Genomic DNA, 18,483 nt, shown 5'->3' on the forward strand with positions numbered 1-18,483 from the left:
AATACTTGCATTTACAGAAGGGTTATTTGCGCAACAAACACCTGCTGTTGGTTTGCATTTGCGCCACATTTGCTGCTGATTTGACGGTTCCGCGATTTAGCATCGGTTTTTTATTTTGTTTCCCGCCGCTTAGCCTTTATAATGCGCAACGTCTTTCAGTTGAATGGTTTCAGCCCTTGATCTGCGAAAACGCAATAACAACACATTTTCACCTCATCACGTTGCGCAGCATCCCCGCATCCCGGCGCGGGCTGAATTTTTCCGCCCCATTTCGACTCTGGTCACCTATCCTTAACTGTGTTTTGCATCACCAGGCACGACTCAAATCCCTTATCAGTGGCCTGACCGCTGGTTTTATTCGTTTCTTTATCCATCACAACTTGTAGAAAAATCCGTCATGAAAAAGACCAAAATTGTTTGTACCATCGGTCCAAAAACCGAATCGGAAGAAATGCTGACCAACCTGCTGAATGCCGGCATGAACGTAATGCGCCTGAACTTCTCACATGGTGATTATGAAGAGCACGGCAACCGCATCAAGAACATGCGCGCAGTGATGGCGAAAACCGGTCAGAACGCGGGTATCCTGTTGGATACCAAAGGCCCGGAAATCCGCACCATGAAACTGGAAGGCGGCAAAGACGCTGCCCTGGTTGCCGGTCAGACTTTCACTTTCACCACCGATCAGAGCGTTATCGGCAACAACGAACGTGTTGCAGTCACTTATGCAGGCTTTAGTGCTGACCTGAAAATTGGTAACACCGTGCTGGTAGACGATGGTCTGATCGGCATGGAAGTCACCAACGTGACCGAAAACGAAGTGGTTTGTAAGGTGCTGAACAGCGGTGACCTGGGCGAGAACAAAGGCGTTAACCTGCCAGGCGTTTCTATTCAGTTGCCTGCACTGGCAGAAAAAGACAAACGCGATCTGATTTTCGGCTGCGAACAAGGTGTGGACTTCGTTGCTGCGTCCTTTATCCGTAAACGTTCAGACGTGCTGGAAATCCGTGAACACCTGAAAGCCCACGGTGGTGAGCAAATCCAGATCATCTCTAAAATCGAAAACCAGGAAGGCCTGAACAACTTCGACGAGATCCTCGAAGCGTCTGACGGCATCATGGTTGCTCGTGGTGATCTGGGTGTGGAAATTCCGGTAGAAGAAGTGATCTTCGCGCAGAAGATGATGATCGAAAAATGTAATCGTGCACGCAAAGTGGTTATCACCGCAACGCAGATGCTCGATTCAATGATCAAAAACCCGCGCCCTACCCGCGCAGAAGCTGGCGACGTTGCTAACGCCATTTTGGATGGTACCGACGCTGTCATGCTGTCAGGTGAGAGCGCCAAGGGTAAGTACCCACTGGAAGCCGTTACCATCATGGCGACCATCTGTGAGCGCACAGATCGCGTAATGCCAAGCCGTATCGACAGCCTGAATGACAACCGCAAACTGCGCATCACTGAAGCAGTATGCCGTGGTGCTGTTGAAACCGCAGAAAAACTGGATGCGCCACTGATCGTTGTTGCCACCAGCGGCGGTAAATCAGCCAAATCCGTGCGTAAATACTTCCCTAACGCAGTGATCCTGGCGTTGACCACCAATGAAGTCACCGCTCACCAGCTCATTCTGAGCAAAGGCGTGATTCCACAGATGGTTAAGGAAATCGCCTCTACCGACGATTTCTACCGCATTGGTAAAGAAGCGGCGTTGGCCAGCGGTCTTGCACAAAAAGGCGACGTTGTGGTGATGGTTTCTGGTGCCCTGGTACCAAGTGGCACCACCAATACTGCCTCGGTTCACGTGCTCTAATATAAAACGTGACATAATTCTTTTGTCAAAAACGCCGCTTTGCGGCGTTTTTTTTAGCAGTAGTAAACTATTTTCTCAAAAACGCAACCATCGATTGCTCATTATTTGGCTAATTATAAATCGGAGTTGTCCCATGGAATCCGGCTGTTTTCCCTACATTTTTTAACTATTTCTCAAAAGAAGATGCAAGTTTGAGCGAACGATCAAAATAAAGCACTCCAATACAAAAAAATTATTCTCTTTCGAAAAAAGTTTGTGTAATACTTGTAACGCTACATGGAGATTAACTCAATCTAGAGGGTGTTATAATGAATCGTACTAAACTGGTACTGGGCGCGGTAATCCTGGGTTCCACTCTGCTGGCAGGCTGCTCTAGCAATGCTAAAATCGATCAACTGTCTTCTGACGTTCAGACTCTGAACGCTAAAGTTGACCAGCTGAGCAACGACGTGAACGCAATCCGTTCTGACGTTCAAGCAGCTAAAGACGACGCAGCACGTGCTAACCAGCGCCTGGACAACCAAGCTCACGCTTACAAAAAGTAAGTTAGCTTCGGTTAATGAAAACGGCGCACATTGTGCGCCGTTTTTTTTGCCTGTCGCTCCCCCGATGAGTCCCCTCTTACCACCAGGCGAAAAAAAAGGGCTCAGCATGCTGAACCCCTCTGTAATATCCATTATAACCGCGTTTTAATTCACCGAGCTGATAGGTGCGCCCTTGAATAGGCCCTTATTCGCTTCCTGTGAGGCTACAGGCGTTAAACTAACATCAGATGGGTTCTGACCAAGGTTAACCAGTACCGGCATGCCAGAGCGGCGTACAACCGCACTATCGAACACTGCCTGATCGGTCTGTGCATCGCCAACAAACGCTTTTTCGGCTTTAGACAGTGTAATCGGCATGGTTTGCGGATCATCGCTTTCGACTCTCGACAACGGCTGATGTACCTCGACATAGCGTTTACCGTCCGGCTCAACGGAAATTTTCACCGGGTCGTTGATCACTTGAACTCGCGTGCCACGCGGCACCATATTGAATAGCGCCTCGATATCGGTTGGCCGCAAGCGGATACAACCGGAACTCACGCGCATGCCAATACCGAAGTTAGCATTGGTACCGTGGATCAAATACTCACCGTGCCCCATCGCCAAACGCATAGCGAACAACCCCATTGGGTTTTCAGGACCGGCCGGAACCACGCCAGGCAACGTCACACCTTTTTCTTGATAGCGTTTACGGATGTTGGCTGTAGGTGTCCAGGTCGGGTTCGGGATTTTTTGGCTGACGGAGGTCACTTGCAACGGCGTATGCATCCCCGTCTGACCGATACCGATAGGATAAACGATGACCTTATTTTCACCTTTCGGGTAGTAGTACAAACGCAGCTCAGCCAGGTTAACCACGATCCCCTCACGCTTGGTGTCTGGCAACAGCATTTGGGTCGGGATGGTCAATACCGTTCCCGGCTTTGGCAAAAACGGGTCTGTACCAGGATTGGCTTCCAACATACCCAGCAGACCAATCTTATAGTCAGCCGCAATGGCCTCCAGCGGACGCCCGTCGTTCGGTACGGTATAAGTGGTGTTTTCGCCAATCAGGCGACTGTCTGGTGGTGGCAGCGGGTATTCGCTCGCGCTGGCGGCTTGGGTGCCGGTCAGTACGGTGGCAAACAGCATGCCCATTAAACTCAACGCACGTTTCATTATCATCCCTATTATGCTTATTACGGTTCGGCCACAAGGCTATCTGGCGCCTGACCGCGGGTAAATCAGACAAGACCTGATTAATACTAGCAATGCTGACGTCAAAGGCAATAAGTCCTCTAAAAATCAACATGTTATAACGTAATCGCTTTGTGCATTTGTCAACATAACGTCAATAGGTAAGCTGCTGATATGTCACTAATTTGCGGGATGAATAGAGAGGTAGGCAGGTCTTTGTAAAGACTCACTGACACAAGGAAACACAACGTATCAATGAGTCTTACAGCACGTCAGAGCTTGGCAGCCTGAGCGCGGATAGCACGGATCATTGCCTCCAACCCTTGCGAGCGCGAAGGTGTCAAATGCTGGCTCAACGCCAATTCGGCAAAAAACGGGCGGACATCCAATGCAATAATCTGCTCTGGCGTCATCTGGTGATAAAGAATAAACACCACTGCCAGCAGTCCTTTGACAATCGCCGCATCGCTGTCACCGTGAAATTCAACGTGCCCTTGCTCGTCAAGCTGCATCACGATCCACACTTGACTCTGACAACCGGAAATCAGGTTTTCCGCCTGACGCTCACAGTCATCCAGCGCCGGTAGCTTCGCGCCCAGTTCGATGACATACAGATATTTATCTTCCCAGTTAAGGCAACGGGAAAAATTACGCACCAACTTATCTTTGTCCGGCAAGTTCGCCATGAGGATCCTTTCAATAATTTAGGGGTCGGCATGCCGACCCCATGTCTCATACAACAGCCTTTCATTCACTCGGCGGAGCACACACGCCGATCGCCCTATCCCAGCAGTTTCTGAATGCGTTGTAACCCGGCCACCAGCCGATCCACTTCATCACGCGTGTTATAGAGCGCCAATGAAGCGCGACACATACTCGGCACATTATAGAACGCCATCAATGGCATCGCGCAATGGTGCCCGGTCCGAATGGCGATACCATACTTATCCAGGAAGCTGCCAACATCATAGGCATGGTGTTCCCCCAGATTGAAGGCAATAACACCGGCGCGTTCTGCCGGGCCGTAAATTTTCAGTGTTGGCACCTGTTGCAAGGCTTCCAGAGCGTAATGCATTAAAGATTGCTCATAATCACCAATCGCTGCCAGCCCCAGCGCATTCACGTAATCAATCGCCGCACCCAACCCCATGATGCCTGCGGTATTTGGTGAACCCGCCTCAAAGCGCCACGGTGGCTCAGCATACGTTGTGCCGTGTGTCAGGCTGACCTGCTGAATCATCGAGCCACCGCCTTCCCACGGCGGCATTTGCTGCAATAGGGCCTGCCTGCCATAAAGAATGCCAATACCGGAAGGCCCATACAACTTATGGCCAGAGAACACGTAGAAGTCACAATCCAGTGCCTGTACGTCTACCTGCTGGTGCATCACAGCCTGTGCCCCGTCGATCAACACCTTAAGACCCGCAGCCTTCGCCTGTGCCGTAATTTCCTGCACTGGGTTCACCGTCCCCAACACATTAGAAACCTGGGTCAGCGCCAGCAATTTGGTGGACGTGTCGATAAGACCAGGCAATTGCGCCAGATCCAGCGTGCCATCTTGCTGAAGCGGCCAGATGCGTAGATTTAGCCCACGTTCCTGCGCCAGCATCTGCCAAGGTACGATATTGGCGTGATGCTCCATTTCGGTAATGATAATGCTGTCACCGGGTTGCAGGAAATGACGGCCAAAGCTGTTAGCCACCAGGTTAATGCCTTCGGTAGTGCCTTTAACGAATACAATTTCTTCAACCGAAGCGGCATTGATAAACGTCGCCACTTTTTCACGCACGGCTTCCATATCCTGCGTCGCCTCAGCACTCAGGGAGTGGATCCCACGGTGTACCGCCGCATAGCCATGACGATAAAAATCCAGCTCACGATCGATCACCGACTGCGGTTTTTGCGCACTGGCAGCGCTGTCGAGGTAAGCCAACGGCTGACCGTTGACCTCGCGCGCTAACAGCGGGAATTCACTGCGTACCCGTTCAATCGGAAAACTCATGCTGCCTCCCCCGGCAGGCGCTGTGCAATGCGTGCCAGCACCGATTCACGGAGAGTATCGTTACCAATACCCTCAGTCAGCTCAGCGGCAAAAGCAAAGATGATCATCTGCTGCGCTGCATGCTTGTCAATGCCACGCGATTGCAGATAAAACAGCTGTTCTTCATCAATGCGCCCGACGGTAGCCCCATGGCTGCACTTCACATCGTCGGCGTAGATTTCCAATTGCGGCTTGGTATCTACTTCCGCCACCTTACCCAACAACAGGTTATGGTTGGTCATCTGTCCATCGGTTTTAATCGCGTGTTTAGCCACTTTGATCATGCCGTTAAACACCGCTTTAGCGCGATCGCTGACCACCACTTTGTGCAACTGACGGCTCTCGCAATAGCCTTTGTTATGCTCAAGGTAAGTACGGGTGTCGCACACCTCTTTACCGACCGGCAATACCAGGCTATTGATCACCAGATTAGAGCCTTCACCATTAAGCTGTGCACTGGTGTTATGCCGTGTTAGCCCTGCACCCAAAAGGAAACTGTCACTCTTCACCCGCGCATCACGGCCAATCACTAGATCGTTATGAGCGAAGTGGTAACTCGGCTGGCTCTCAAACGCCAACTTGCAATGGTGAAATTGGGCATTATCAGCGATGTTGGCGGTGAGACGTGCACCAGTGAAATGTGCAGCCTCGTTCAGACTGACATAATGCTCTATCACCTCGGCCTGCGCATTACGCGCGATATCCAGGTGATGCCGATGATGCACGGTATTAACCTCACCTTCAGCCCCACGTCCGCTGCTGATGTGCAGCAGGTACAGCGGCCGCGTCGCGATTTTATCGGCGGCTACGCGAATAATGCTGGTTTCCTGCGCCAGACTTTCCGTCAGATGCAAAAAAATCTCGGGCTGGATCGGTTCGGGTAGCGCCTGTAGCGTCCCGTAGGGTGCAATGTCGAACTGATAAACACCCAGGTCGCTGTCGCTCAACGCCGCACAAAATCGCCCGTCAACAAAGACCAGTCGATAAGCGTCGATCTCCAGCGCCAGCGCATCCAACTGAGCGGCCGTGACTTGCTCCACTGGCGGCTCAAGGAACTGCTGTTCAAGCAGACCTTCCAGCGGGGTGTATTTCCAGTTTTCATGTTTGCGGGTCGGCCAACCCAGGCGCAAAGCCTGTTGCCAGTGCGCCAATGCATGGGCAGAGTGCTCACCACCGCGTGCTTCAAACAGGCTATACAGTTGTTGCAGCGCGCGCGCGTTATTGTTCGTCGGTAAGCCAGCCATAACCCTGCTCCTCCAACTGTTTCACCAGAGAGAAATCGCCGGACTTGACGATGCGCCCCTGAGAGAGAACATGAACGTAGTCCGGCTTGATGTAGTCCAGAATACGTTGGTAGTGCGTAACAATAATGAACGAACGCTTGCCATCACGCAGCGAGTTAACACCGTTAGCGACAATCTTCAGCGCATCAATATCCAAACCAGAGTCAGTTTCATCCAAAATACAGAGATCCGGCTCCAGCGCTGCCATCTGTAGAATGTCATTACGTTTTTTCTCACCGCCAGAGAAACCGACGTTGACCGAGCGGGTCAGCAAATCAGGCGGCATATTCAATAATTCAATTTTTTCTTCAATAAAATCAGCGAAGTCAAAGCGGTCGAGCGGTTCTTGTTGGCGGTATTTACGTACTGCGTTGACCGAGGTTTGCAGGAAGAAATGATTGCTGACACCGGGGATCTCTACCGGATACTGGAACGCCAGGAATACCCCTTCACCCGCCCGGTCTTCCGGAGCCAGTTCAAGCAGATCCTTACCTTTGAAGGTCACTTCACCTTCGGTCACTTCGTACTCTTCACGCCCTGCCAGCGTTGCCGAAAGCGTGCTTTTGCCTGAACCATTCGGCCCCATGATGGCATGCACTTCACCCGGTTTTATCTCCAGGTCCAATCCCTTGAGGATTTCGTTGCCTTCCGCGCTGACTTTTAAATTCTTGATACTTAACATGCAGTGTCCTTAGATCGCGCTGTCGCGCTGTAAATCCGGCGTTTAGCCCACGCTGTGTTCCAGGCTGATAGCCAATAACTTCTGCGCCTCGACGGCGAACTCCAGCGGCAGCTCAGAGAACACGTCCTTACAGAATCCGTTAACAATCATCGAAATAGCATTGTCTTCGCTGATGCCGCGCTGCAAACAATAGAACAGTTGGTCATCGCCAATTTTTGATGTCGTAGCTTCATGTTCCAACTGGGCACTGTTGTTGCGCGCTTCAACGTACGGGAAGGTATGGGCCCCACTGTCCGGCCCAATCAACATCGAGTCACACTGGGTAAAGTTACGCGCGTTTTCTGCTCCCGGCAGGATCTTCACCAGGCCGCGGTAGGTATTCTCGCTATGCCCGGCAGAGATACCCTTGGCAATGATGGTTGACCGGGTATTCTTGCCAATATGGATCATCTTGGTACCGGTATCGGCCTGTTGATGACCGCTGGTTAACGCTACCGAGAAGAACTCACCGATAGAATTATCACCCTGCAGAATCACGCTAGGGTATTTCCAGGTGATCGCCGAGCCGGTTTCCGACTGAGTCCATGACATTTTCGACCCCGCACCTTCACACAACGCACGCTTGGTCACAAAATTCAGGATGCCGCCCTTGCTGTCACCGCCAGAGAACCAGTTCTGCACAGTCGAATATTTCACTTCGGCATCTTTGTGCAGAATCACTTCTACTACTGCTGCATGCAGCTGGTAACTGTCGCGGACCGGAGCCGAGCAGCCTTCGATATAGCTGACATAACTGCCTTCGTCGGCGATCAGAATGGTGCGTTCGAACTGGCCGGTTTTAGCAGCGTTGATGCGGAAATACGTCGACAATTCCATTGGGCAACGTACGCCTTTCGGCACATAGACAAAGGTACCGTCGGAGGCCACGGCCGCGTTCAGCGCAGCAAAGAAATTGTCGTTGGACGGTACGACGCGACCGAGGTATTTACGCACCAGGTCCGGATATTCGTGGATAGCCTCACCGAACGAGCAGAAAATGACCCCGCTTTCCGCCAACTTTTCGCGGTAGGTCGTCGAGACCGAAACCGAGTCAAAGATCGCATCGACCGCGACTTCACTGCCTTCACGCACAGGGACGCCGAGCTGGTTAAACGCCAGTTCAACCTCGTTGGTCAGGTAGTTGTTATCTGTCGGCGCGCCCGGTTGTTGTTCAGCGCCGGGCTGCGATCCGCAAGCGTCATCACAACTGCCACAGGACGGCGCTGAGTAATAGCTGTAGTCCTGGTAGTTCAGCCGGTCGTAGTTTGCTTTCAGCCAGTGTGGCTCTTCCATTTGCAGCCAGGCGCGGTACGCTTCAAGGCGGAATTCCAGCATCCACTCAGGCTCATTACGCTTGGCCGAGATGGCGCGCACCACGTCTTCATTGATGCCCTTCGCTAACTCATCAGTGGCCAGTTGGGTAAAAAAACCTTCTTTGTAGCGACCTTCGCTGACCCAAGCCTGCACTTCATTAGGCATTTCTACATTGCTTCGTGTCATGTTGATTGCATCGCTCAAACGCCAAAACTCTCGCCACACCCGCAGGCATGCTGAGCTTTAGGGTTATTAAATTTGAATATCTGATTCAGCCCTTCACGGACAAAATCTACCGTGGTGCCATCGATAAACGGCATGGCTTTCAACGGCACATACAATTTGGCGCCATCGCGCTCAAACAGCAGGTCGTCGTCAGCAGGTGCACGGGTGAGATCCAGCACATAGGCAAACCCGGCGCAGCCTGACTGCTTCACCCCGAGTTGCAGCCCCTTCACTTGTGGATCCTGCTGCATTAGTTTCGTTATTTGTTGTACGGCGTTGTCACTGAGTAAAATGCCTTGCCAGACATTTTCGTCCAGAGAAAAAGTGCCGACATTTTCCGTTTGCATATGGCCTACCTCACACTCGTGTTTTACCACAGCCAATCTGGGTTGCTACTATGTTAGTGATAACGATTATCACTTCAACCGTTTGTTTTGCGGGGTTATCCGCCAAAAGCCCGGATTTTTGCTTCGCCGTGCGGCAACGGCGTGGGACAGTCAGCGCGTCAGACGCTGCCGGTGAGAAATGGCATCATTTTATCCTTATGAATTTACAGTACATCCTGCCACACCATAACCCTTACCCGCTGGCTCGGACGCTTTACAGAGCCGGGCTTTTAATGTCGATTTAAACATTCATAGAAAATACCTATTTCTGAATTTTGTCTGTCTTAAAAATGCGTTTATCGACAATTAACTGCATTTCCCGCCCTTTTGCCTTTCAGTCCATCCCCACAAACGCCGTTCTCTCTGATTAAAGTTTAGTCGCTACTGACTATGTTGGGTTGCCGCAACCCTAATGCATCCCCTGCTGACGATAAAAATTTCAACAGAATGATTGATCACGAACGCCCCAATAAATATGATAATGATTATCATTCAATTCTAATTGAGCGCGGACAAATGAATATCTCGATGAATGCGTGGCTGCTGGGCAAAATTGATGACTATAAATTCAGCGTGCGCGACGCCACGGTAGATTTCTACATGGCGGAAGCGTCGCTTAAACGTCCGGAGTGCAATATCAACCATCTGAAACGCTACAACAGTGTCAGCCTGAATATGGCCAATCTGTGTCTGGAGAACGGTGATGATGAAAGCTACCTGCATGCGTTGAGCAAACTGCATAACCGACTGATTGTCGAAATCAACAACCCACAGCGTTGTCAGCTGTTCCGGGTTCAGAGCTATCATTTTGCCCGTCATACTCTGACCTTAATCTGTCAGAAATATGCGATGGAAGGTACCTGGGAGAAGGCCAATGCCTTCCAGAAAGACTTCGTTAAGCGGGTACCGTTTCAGCTATGAGCTGACTGAACGGCAAAAATACCCGCAGGTAAGGTTACCTGCGGGGTAAACTTAGTCGATAATGGCCGTGGTCAGGCGTGAAGTGCAGCACAGACGATCACGTGAATCGAAGATTTCTATCTGCCACACCTGATGACGACGGCCCACATGCAGCGCACGGCACACGCCACGCACCTGGCCTTCAAATACCGCCCGCAGATGGTTGGCGTTGATCTCCAACCCCACCACTTTCTGTTCCCCTTCGCTACACAGGTAACCGGCCATCGATCCCATCGATTCTGCCAGTACTACCGATGCACCACCGTGCAACAAGCCAAACGGCTGGCGGGTGCGCTGATCAACCGGCATAGTCGCTTCGAGGTAATCGTCCTCTAGTCGGGTAAATTGGATCCCCACATGACTGACCATGCAGCCTTCACCGGCCTGGTTTAATTGTTCCAGCGTCGTCTCTCGTTTCCACAGTTTCACTCAATCATCTCCAGAAGTGCCTGTAATGGGTGTCTTACACCGTTACCCTCAATACGTTTGACCTGGCTGCGACAGGAATAACCGGTCGCCAGACAACGTTGCCGCGGCAGACGTTGTAATGCCTGATGCCATGATAGCTCATAAATACCGAGTGAATTCTGTAGGTTCTTCACTTCATGCCCGTAAGTCCCCGCCATGCCGCAGCAACCGACGCTGACATTTTCCAACTTTGCACCAAAGCGCGCAAAGATGGACGCCCACTGTTGGCCGCTTGCCGGCAACGCCGTGGTTTCCGTACAGTGACCGAATAAATACCAGGCTTCGCCCGTCGCAGGTTGTTCTGCACGTTCGGCTAACCGTTGCTGAAGCCACTCATGCACCAGTTGTACCTGAAAATCTCCACGCGCCTCACCGAGGATCTCGTTATATTCGTCGCGATAGCACAGCACCAACGCCGGATCGACCCCCACCAGCGGCATGCCAAGCTTTGCCACTCGGTTGAGAAAATCAGCAGTCTTGCGCGCCGTGCGAGCAAATTTTGTCAGGAACCCTTTGATATGTTGGGCCTTGCCATTCGGTGAGAACGGCAACAACACAGGTCGGTAACCGAGTTTTTCCACCAGCCGTACAAAATCCGCCACCACTTTGGCGTCGTAATAGCTGGTAAAGGGATCTTGTACGATCAGTACATACTGCTCACGCTTTTCCACGCTCAGCGCTTCAAGCTGCTCCAGTGTCATCGTCATGGCACCATGACCGGAAAGCTGCTGACGCAATGTCGGGCTGGAAAGCATAGGCAAATCAACCATGCCAATGGTGTTACGGCTTAACTCACGAACCCAGGGCTGGCGGAAGAAGAAATTGAACACTTTCGGCGCTTTCGCCATCAGCGGCGTGTAACTCTCCACACCCGCGACCATATAGTCGCGTGCCGGCCGTAAATAGCGCGTGTGGTATAGCTGCAAGAACCGTGAACGGAAGCCCGGCACGTCAATTTTAATCGGGCATTGGGTGGAACAGGCTTTACAGGCCAAGCAACCTGACATGGCGTCTTTCACTTCGTGTGAAAAATCATATTCGCCTTTACCGGCATACCAACTATTGCGTGTTTTCTCTATCAGAGTCCGGAAACTGAGACGTTGTTGCGGCAGCTGTTTTTCCAGCACCAGTGGATCGACACCCTGCTCGGACAGCAAACGCAACCATTCACGTACCAACGCCGCCCTACCTTTGGGTGAATGAATACGGCTACCGGTGATCTTCATCGACGGACACATTGGGCTGCGTACATCAAAATTGAAGCACAAACCATTGCCGTTACATTCCATTGCACCACGGAACGAAGTGCGTACCTCAACCGGGATACGACGATCAAGTGTGCCACGCTTGGCTGCATCTACTTTCATCATCGGCGCATCAACACCTAACGGCGGACAGATTTTACCGGGGTTGAGACGGTTGTTCGGATCAAACACGGCCTTAATACGCCGCAGCTCCATGAACAATTGATCACCGAAGAACTCAGGGCTGTATTCAGCACGGAACCCTTTACCATGTTCGCCCCACAGTAACCCACCATATTTGGCAGTCAGCGCCACCACGTGGTCAGAAAGCTGTTTCATCAACACTTCCTGCTGTGGATCGCACATATCGAGTGCCGGACGCACATGCAATACGCCGGCATCCACATGGCCAAACATGCCGTAGCTAAGGTTATGGCTGTCCAACAACTGGCGGAACTCGACAATGTAATCGGCCAAATGTTGTGGTGGCACACAGGTGTCTTCGGCAAACGGGATAGGTTTAGCGCGCCCTTTGGCGTTGCCTAACAACCCGACAGCCTTTTTACGCATGTTATAAATGCGTTCGATACCGACCAGATCTCCACAGATCTGATAGCCGATCACACCGCCCTGCTTTTCGGTGATCAATTCATCCAACCGCTGGCAGAGATCCTCCATCTGCCTGTCGATCAACACCTTGTCATCCCCGGCAAACTCGACAATGTTCAGACCAAGCATTTCTTTATCTGGCACATTGGTAATTAATTCACTCACCGAATGCCAGACAATGTCCTCACGTGCCAGATTCAGGACCTTGGAATCGATGGTCTCGACCGACAGGGCCTTGGCTTCCACCATAAAGGGGGCGTTGCGCAGTGCGGAATCAAACGAATCGTATTTAACATTCACCAAGCGGCGTACTTTCGGCAATGGCGTAATATCCAGCCGTGCTTCGGTAATAAAGGCCAGCGTCCCTTCTGCACCGGTCAGAATACGTGTCAGATCGAAGGTTTGCATGTCATCGCTAAATACGTGCCGTAGATCGTACCCGGTCAGGAAGCGATTAAGTTTGGGGAATTTTTCCAGAATCAGTGCTCGCTGATCGCGGCAGCTATTGAGCACAGTGTGGTAGATCCGGCCTTCAACCGTATCTTCGTGAGCAATCGTTTCCGCCAATGGCGTCGGCATAGCGCGCGTGTCGATCATATCACCACCCAGCAACACGGCCCGCAAGCCCAACACGTGATCCGATGTTTTGCCGTACACCAACGACCCCTGACCTGAGGCGTCAGTGTTGATCATACCGCCCAGCGTGGCACGATTACTGGTAGAAAGTTCCGGCGAGAAGAAATAGCCGAATGGACGCAAATACTGGTTAAGTTGGTCTTTAATGACCCCCGCCTCAACCTTGACCCAGCCTTGCTCCACATTGATCTCAAGAATGCGGTTCATGTGGCGCGACATATCCACCACGATACCGGTGTTGAGTGACTGGCCGTTAGTGCCGGTACCGCCGCCGCGCGGGCTAAAGGTCAATGCACTGAAGCGCTCCTCTGCCGCCAGACGCGCAATCAACGCCACATCTGCAGTTGAACGAGGGAACACGACGGCATCGGGCAGCAACTGATAGATACTGTTGTCGGTCGCCATCGTCAGCCGATCGGCATAGCTGGTGGCGATATCGCCGTTGAATCCGTTTTGCTTTAACGCTTCCAAAAAGTCGAGCACCCGCTGAACGAGGCCGGGCGCTTGAGAAATCTGTGGGATCATTCGATTTTTGACCCTGTCTGTCTGTTTTATATGCGTTAATGAACGCTGAATCAGGCCTTTATTCAGACCCGCCCTATTTTTTATTAGAGATAAAAACTAACATACTCGTTTAGTGAAGGCATGCACATTATTGCAATTGCCTTGCCACAGAATGGCCCGCAACAAAAGGTGCGTCGCCCTGTAATTTTTGACCAATATGCACCATGATTAAACGGTCCCAAGGAGTTAACTTACCAGGATGAGAACTCATTCATGACAATCCCGCAATCCCGATACGATTTGCCACGGATTATTTTTGGCGTGCTATTTATCGCCATTATGATCGTCGCCTGCTTTTGGGTCATTCAACCCTTTATTCTCGGCTTTGCCTGGGCTGGCATGGTGGTCATCGCCACGTGGCCATTGCTCATTAAATTGCAAAAAATACTTTGGGGCAGACGTTCATTGGCGGTGGTCGTGATGACGATACTGCTGATCCTGCTGTTCATACTGCCGATATCTCTGCTAGTGAGCAGCGTAGTGGACAACAGCGCTCCCGTTGTTGCCTGGGCTAGCACGCCTGGCAAATTGCATATTCCCGATCTGGCCTGGCTGCAATCGATCCCGATGATCGGCGATAAGATCTACACCAGTTACCACACGCTGGTGAGTGCAGGCGGAACGGCCCTGGTGGCAAAGGTCCAGCCTTACTTCGGTCAGACAGCGACCTGGTTTGTCGCGCAAGCGGCACATATTGGCCGCCTCTTGTTACATTGCACATTGATGCTGCTGTTTAGCGTTTTACTCTATGCTCGTGGCGAGCAAGTTGCTCTGGGTATCCGCCACTTTGCGACACGTCTCGGTGCCTCACGCGGCGATGCAGCAGTGGTACTGGCCGGACAGGCGATCCGCGCAGTAGCGCTAGGCGTTGTAGTGACAGCGTTGGTGCAGTCTGTCTTGGGCGGCATTGGCCTGGCAATAACCGGTATTCCTGCCGCGACGTTGCTAACCGTGCTGATCTTCATCTGTTGTGTCGCCCAGCTCGGACCGCTACTGGTGCTGGTGCCGGCGATTATCTGGCTGTACTGGAGCGGCGATACAACCTGGGGCACCGTGCTACTGGTCTGGAGCTGTGTGGTTGCCACGCTGGATAACGTGCTGCGTCCTGTACTGATCCGCATGGGTGCCGATTTGCCGATGTTGCTGATCCTGTCTGGCGTTATTGGCGGCTTACTGGCGTTCGGTATGATTGGCCTGTTTATCGGCCCAGTGGTGTTGGCTGTATCCTATCGCTTGCTCACGGCCTGGATGAGCGAAGCGCCAGAACCCACCGCCGATGTGAAAGAGGTCGCTAAAGACCTGGAACAAATGTAACTCTCAACTCTGCCCGGGCTGCCGGGCAGAGATCTTCCCTCGCCCCTGCATCTCACCTGCTTTTCTGAATTAACCGATCACGATAATAAAATCACCGCCGTGACTTTCTTTTGAGCACACATTAAACATACCGAAAAAATACATCTTTTTATCAGCCCAATAATATTCACTCGTGTTAAAAATAAATGGGAATATGAATATTGATTAGGATGATTCTTAATGACTATTGGTGTTTAAATATCTAGTATGATTGCCATATATTGCTTCAAATACCTGATTTAAAGCAAGATTTCCAAACAATGTAATGCCATACATGTGAATTGCTGTGTGTAGTCTTTGCCCGTCTCCTATGATGGGCTTTTTTTTATTCTTTTTTTGACTGTTATTATTCCTTTCACCCTTTCTATTTACATTCAGAAATAATAAAGCCGCAACAAAGTTACGGCTTTATGGCCAGGGATAAATCAGCGTGTGAGAATTACTTTCTCTTAGACAGATTAACCCAGGTTTGTACTACGGTGTCCGGATTGAGTGACAGGCTGTCAATGCCCTGATCCATCAACCACTCCGCAAAGTCCTCGTGATCAGAAGGCCCCTGACCGCAGATACCAACGTATTTACCCTGACGCTTCGCCGCCTGAATCGCCATCGACAACAGAATTTTCACTGCTTCGTTACGCTCATCAAACAGTTCAGATACCACACCCGAGTCACGGTCCAGCCCCAGCGTTAACTGAGTCATGTCGTTAGAGCCGATTGAGAAGCCATCGAAATGTTCCAGGAACTGATCCGCCAACAGCGCATTGGATGGGATCTCGCACATCATGATCACTTTCAGGCCATTCTCACCGCGCTTCAAACCCTGGCGCGCCAATTCGGCAACTACGGCTTCTGCTTGTGCCACGGTGCGAACAAACGGCACCATGATCTCAACGTTGGTCAGGCCCATTTCGTTACGTACTCGTTTTACCGCATCACATTCCATCGCGAAGCAGTCACGGAAGTTATCCGAAACATAACGACCGGCACCACGGAAGCCCAGCATTGGGTTCTCTTCGTGCGGCTCATACTTCTCACCGCCAACCAGATTGGCGTATTCATTGGACTTAAAGTCAGAAAGACGCACAATCACACGCTTAGGCCAGAACGCCGCACCCAGCGTAGCAATCCCTTCCGTCAGACGGCCGACATAGAACTCGGCCGGATGGTCGTAGCCCTGCATCAGCGTCGTGATTTCCGCTTGCAGCTCTGGCGTCTGCTGATCAAACTCCAGCAACGCCTTCGGATGCACGCCAATCATACGGTTGATGATAAATTCCAGACGGGCCAGGCCCACACCTTCATTCGGCAAACGCGCGAAGTCAAAGGCACGATCAGGGTTGCCGACGTTCATCATGATTTTCAGCGGCAGAACCGGCAATTCGGTCACTTCGGAACTCTGCACGTCAAAATCGAGGATATCGCTGTAGACGAAGCCGGTATCGCCTTCTGCACAAGAAACGGTGACCTGTTGGCCCTCTTTCAGCAGATCGGTCGCGTTACCGCAGCCAACCACTGCCGGAATGCCCAGTTCACGCGCAATGATCGCCGCATGGCAGGTACGACCGCCACGGTTAGTGACGATTGCGGCGGCCTTTTTCATGATCGGTTCCCAGTCCGGGTCGGTCATATCAGTCACCAGAACGTCACCTGGCTCGATACGATCCATCTCGCTGATATTATGGATGACCTTCACAGGGCCGGCGCCAATGCGATGACCGATAGCACGCCCTTCCACCAGCACCGGGCTGGAACCATTAAGCTGGTAGCGCTCCATGGTTTGCTCGTTAGAGCGCACTGTTTCCGGACGCGCCTGCACGATCAAGAGCTTTCCGGTATGGCCGTCTTTGGCCCACTCGATATCCATCGGGCGGCCATAGTGCTTTTCAATCAGCAGTGCCTGATGAGCCAGCCCTTGCACTTCTTCGTCAGTCAGAGAGAAACGATTGCGTTGCTGTTCTGGCACGTCTTCAATTTGGACCTGCTTGCCATGATCCTGCGATGGTGCATACACCATACGGATTTTTTTCGAACCAAGGTTACGGCGCACGATAGCCGGGTTACCTTTCAGCAACGTCGGTTTGTGCACATAGAATTCGTCAGGGTTTACCGCACCCTGTACCACCATTTCACCCAGGCCGAAGGCGGAGGTGATAAACACCACCTGATCAAAGCCAGATTCGGTATCAATGGTGAACATCACGCCGGAAGACGCCAGGTCAGAACGCACCATGCGCTGAACGCCGGCTGACAGCGCCACGCCGCGATGGTCATAGCCCTGATGCACCCGGTAGGAAATGGCGCGGTCGTTAAACAGGGAGGCGTATACGTGCTTAATCGCCACCATGACGGCGTCGATACCCTGCACGTTGAGGAAGGTTTCCTGCTGGCCGGCAAAGGACGCATCCGGCATATCTTCCGCAGTTGCCGATGAACGCACGGCAAATGACGCTTCCGGCTCGCCGTCGGCCAGTTGCTGGTAAGCCAGGTTAATTTCACGCTCGAATTCCGCATGGAATGGCGTGTCGATAATCCATTGGCGGATTTGTGCGCCCGCCTTGGTCAATTGAGCAATATCGTCAACGTCAGTTTGATCCAGTAGCTGATAGATGCGCTGGTTAACACCGCTTTGCTCGAGGAAATCGTTAAACGCCTGCGCGGTGGTGGCAAAACCGTTTGGCACGGCCACGCCCAAATCGGAAAGATTGGTGATCATTTCACCGAGGGAGGCGTTTTTGCCGCCGACACGGTCAACGTCGTGCATGCCGAGCTGGTTGTACCAAAGCACATTACGCAAGTCTGGGCCATTGTTGGACATCGAGACAATCCTTATTGCTATCAGTAGGGTATAGACGGATTTAATTCGCTTGCTTTCTCAGCGCCGCTAAAACGGTGCCGAATCAGACTAGCACAATGATCCATAGGAAATGGAAAGGTGAATCGATCAACCCGGTGAAGAAAGTGGATTTTAGGAAAACTTCCTGAAAGGGAAAATGACGGTGGAATCGTTCCCCGTCGCACTAAAAGCTTAAAACTCAACAAATTAAGTATTTTTTAAACTACAGTTTTAAAAACCCTATTCTTTGTCATGCTTTAGACCAAAATAACACCATAATGAAGAATAATTATTCAAGGGAAATAATCTCAA

The 18,483-nt window shown here is 51.6% G+C and carries 14 protein-coding genes and 1 other RNA gene; 5 read left to right on the plus strand and 10 right to left on the minus strand.

The genetic code is table 11. The features are described 5' to 3' along the window. The first annotated feature begins 397 nt into the window (after positions 1-397). Entirely contained in the window at positions 398-1,810 is a 1,413-nt protein-coding gene (pykF, locus tag SGR01S_RS12065; RefSeq protein ID WP_037418669.1) for a pyruvate kinase PykF, read from the plus strand. A 308-nt stretch (positions 1,811-2,118) separates the two neighbouring features. After that, positions 2,119-2,355: a major outer membrane lipoprotein gene (locus SGR01S_RS12070; protein ID WP_004943717.1), complete on the plus strand. Its 237-nt coding sequence runs from the start codon at positions 2,119-2,121 to the stop codon at positions 2,353-2,355. A 144-nt stretch (positions 2,356-2,499) separates the two neighbouring features. Here the strand turns inward: SGR01S_RS12070 and SGR01S_RS12075 are convergent, their stop codons facing one another. The 7 genes from SGR01S_RS12075 to sufA form a co-directional block, all read right to left on the minus strand. Then, complete coding sequence (locus tag SGR01S_RS12075; RefSeq protein ID WP_037418666.1) at positions 2,500-3,513, minus strand: L,D-transpeptidase family protein; 1,014 nt, start codon at positions 3,511-3,513, stop codon at positions 2,500-2,502. 290 nt (positions 3,514-3,803) lie between these two features. Further along, positions 3,804-4,217, minus strand: coding sequence for a cysteine desulfuration protein SufE (sufE, locus tag SGR01S_RS12080; protein WP_061807551.1), 414 nt, complete (start codon positions 4,215-4,217; stop codon positions 3,804-3,806). 95 nt (positions 4,218-4,312) lie between these two features. Further along, positions 4,313-5,533 (minus strand): cysteine desulfurase SufS, encoded by a 1,221-nt coding sequence (gene sufS / locus SGR01S_RS12085; RefSeq protein WP_061807552.1) that lies wholly within the window; start codon positions 5,531-5,533, stop codon positions 4,313-4,315. Next, positions 5,530-6,816 (minus strand): Fe-S cluster assembly protein SufD, encoded by a 1,287-nt coding sequence (sufD, locus tag SGR01S_RS12090; protein ID WP_061807553.1) that lies wholly within the window; start codon positions 6,814-6,816, stop codon positions 5,530-5,532. The genes sufS and sufD overlap by 4 nt, the downstream gene beginning before the upstream one ends. Next, the gene (gene sufC / locus SGR01S_RS12095; RefSeq protein ID WP_037418653.1) at positions 6,791-7,537 is read right to left on the minus strand and encodes a Fe-S cluster assembly ATPase SufC; all 747 of its coding nucleotides are present in this window, start codon (positions 7,535-7,537) and stop codon (positions 6,791-6,793) included. Before sufC ends, sufD begins: the two co-directional genes overlap by 26 nt. Before the next feature lie 42 nt (positions 7,538-7,579). Beyond that, positions 7,580-9,076, minus strand: coding sequence for a Fe-S cluster assembly protein SufB (gene sufB, locus SGR01S_RS12100; protein WP_037418869.1), 1,497 nt, complete (start codon positions 9,074-9,076; stop codon positions 7,580-7,582). A 14-nt stretch (positions 9,077-9,090) separates the two neighbouring features. Then, a complete protein-coding gene (gene sufA, locus SGR01S_RS12105; RefSeq protein WP_037418650.1) occupies positions 9,091-9,462 on the minus strand; it encodes a Fe-S cluster assembly scaffold SufA in 372 nt (123 codons plus the stop codon). A gap of 555 nt (positions 9,463-10,017) precedes the next feature. Between sufA and SGR01S_RS12110 the strand changes: the two genes are divergently transcribed. Further along, positions 10,018-10,422 (plus strand): hypothetical protein, encoded by a 405-nt coding sequence (locus SGR01S_RS12110; protein WP_037418867.1) that lies wholly within the window; start codon positions 10,018-10,020, stop codon positions 10,420-10,422. 51 nt (positions 10,423-10,473) lie between these two features. Here the strand turns inward: SGR01S_RS12110 and menI are convergent, their stop codons facing one another. After that, positions 10,474-10,890 carry a 1,4-dihydroxy-2-naphthoyl-CoA hydrolase gene (gene menI / locus SGR01S_RS12115; RefSeq protein ID WP_037418647.1) on the minus strand — a complete coding sequence of 139 codons (417 nt, stop codon included), beginning with the start codon at positions 10,888-10,890 and terminating at the stop codon, positions 10,474-10,476. Beyond that, entirely contained in the window at positions 10,887-13,943 is a 3,057-nt protein-coding gene (gene ydiJ, locus SGR01S_RS12120) for a D-2-hydroxyglutarate dehydrogenase YdiJ (protein WP_061807554.1), read from the minus strand. Before ydiJ ends, menI begins: the two co-directional genes overlap by 4 nt. 252 nt (positions 13,944-14,195) lie before the next feature. Here ydiJ and ydiK point away from each other — a divergent pair, with 252 nt between their 5' ends. Together ydiK and rprA are read left to right on the plus strand one after the other, a co-directional pair. Continuing rightward, entirely contained in the window at positions 14,196-15,296 is a 1,101-nt protein-coding gene (gene ydiK, locus SGR01S_RS12125; RefSeq protein ID WP_061807555.1) for an AI-2E family transporter YdiK, read from the plus strand. Between the two features lie 257 nt (positions 15,297-15,553). Further along, positions 15,554-15,664, plus strand: an RNA gene (gene rprA / locus SGR01S_RS12130) — antisense sRNA RprA. Between the two features lie 110 nt (positions 15,665-15,774). Here the strand turns inward: rprA and ppsA are convergent. After that, positions 15,775-18,153, minus strand: a complete 2,379-nt coding sequence (gene ppsA, locus SGR01S_RS12135; protein WP_061807556.1) for a phosphoenolpyruvate synthase — start codon at positions 18,151-18,153, stop codon at positions 15,775-15,777. Between the last annotated feature and the right edge of the window lie 330 nt (positions 18,154-18,483).

Source organism: Serratia grimesii NBRC 13537 (genome assembly GCF_001590905.1).
Classification (GTDB): Bacteria; Pseudomonadota; Gammaproteobacteria; order Enterobacterales; family Enterobacteriaceae; genus Serratia; species Serratia grimesii.

Excerpts from the sequence above, each read along its gene's own strand:
- pykF (WP_037418669.1), top strand. The coding sequence starts at position 398 with ATGAAAAAGACCAAAATTGTTTGTACCATCGGTCCAAAAACCGAATCG.
- SGR01S_RS12070 (WP_004943717.1), top strand. The coding sequence starts at position 2,119 with ATGAATCGTACTAAACTGGTACTGGGCGCGGTAATCCTGGGTTCCACT.
- SGR01S_RS12075 (WP_037418666.1), bottom strand. The coding sequence starts at position 3,513 with ATGAAACGTGCGTTGAGTTTAATGGGCATGCTGTTTGCCACCGTACTG.
- sufE (WP_061807551.1), bottom strand. The coding sequence starts at position 4,217 with ATGGCGAACTTGCCGGACAAAGATAAGTTGGTGCGTAATTTTTCCCGT.
- sufS (WP_061807552.1), bottom strand. The coding sequence starts at position 5,533 with ATGAGTTTTCCGATTGAACGGGTACGCAGTGAATTCCCGCTGTTAGCG.
- sufD (WP_061807553.1), bottom strand. The coding sequence starts at position 6,816 with ATGGCTGGCTTACCGACGAACAATAACGCGCGCGCGCTGCAACAACTG.
- sufC (WP_037418653.1), bottom strand. The coding sequence starts at position 7,537 with ATGTTAAGTATCAAGAATTTAAAAGTCAGCGCGGAAGGCAACGAAATC.
- sufB (WP_037418869.1), bottom strand. The coding sequence starts at position 9,076 with ATGACACGAAGCAATGTAGAAATGCCTAATGAAGTGCAGGCTTGGGTC.
- sufA (WP_037418650.1), bottom strand. The coding sequence starts at position 9,462 with ATGCAAACGGAAAATGTCGGCACTTTTTCTCTGGACGAAAATGTCTGG.
- SGR01S_RS12110 (WP_037418867.1), top strand. The coding sequence starts at position 10,018 with ATGAATATCTCGATGAATGCGTGGCTGCTGGGCAAAATTGATGACTAT.
- ydiJ (WP_061807554.1), bottom strand. The coding sequence starts at position 13,943 with ATGATCCCACAGATTTCTCAAGCGCCCGGCCTCGTTCAGCGGGTGCTC.
- ydiK (WP_061807555.1), top strand. The coding sequence starts at position 14,196 with ATGACAATCCCGCAATCCCGATACGATTTGCCACGGATTATTTTTGGC.
- ppsA (WP_061807556.1), bottom strand. The coding sequence starts at position 18,153 with ATGTCCAACAATGGCCCAGACTTGCGTAATGTGCTTTGGTACAACCAG.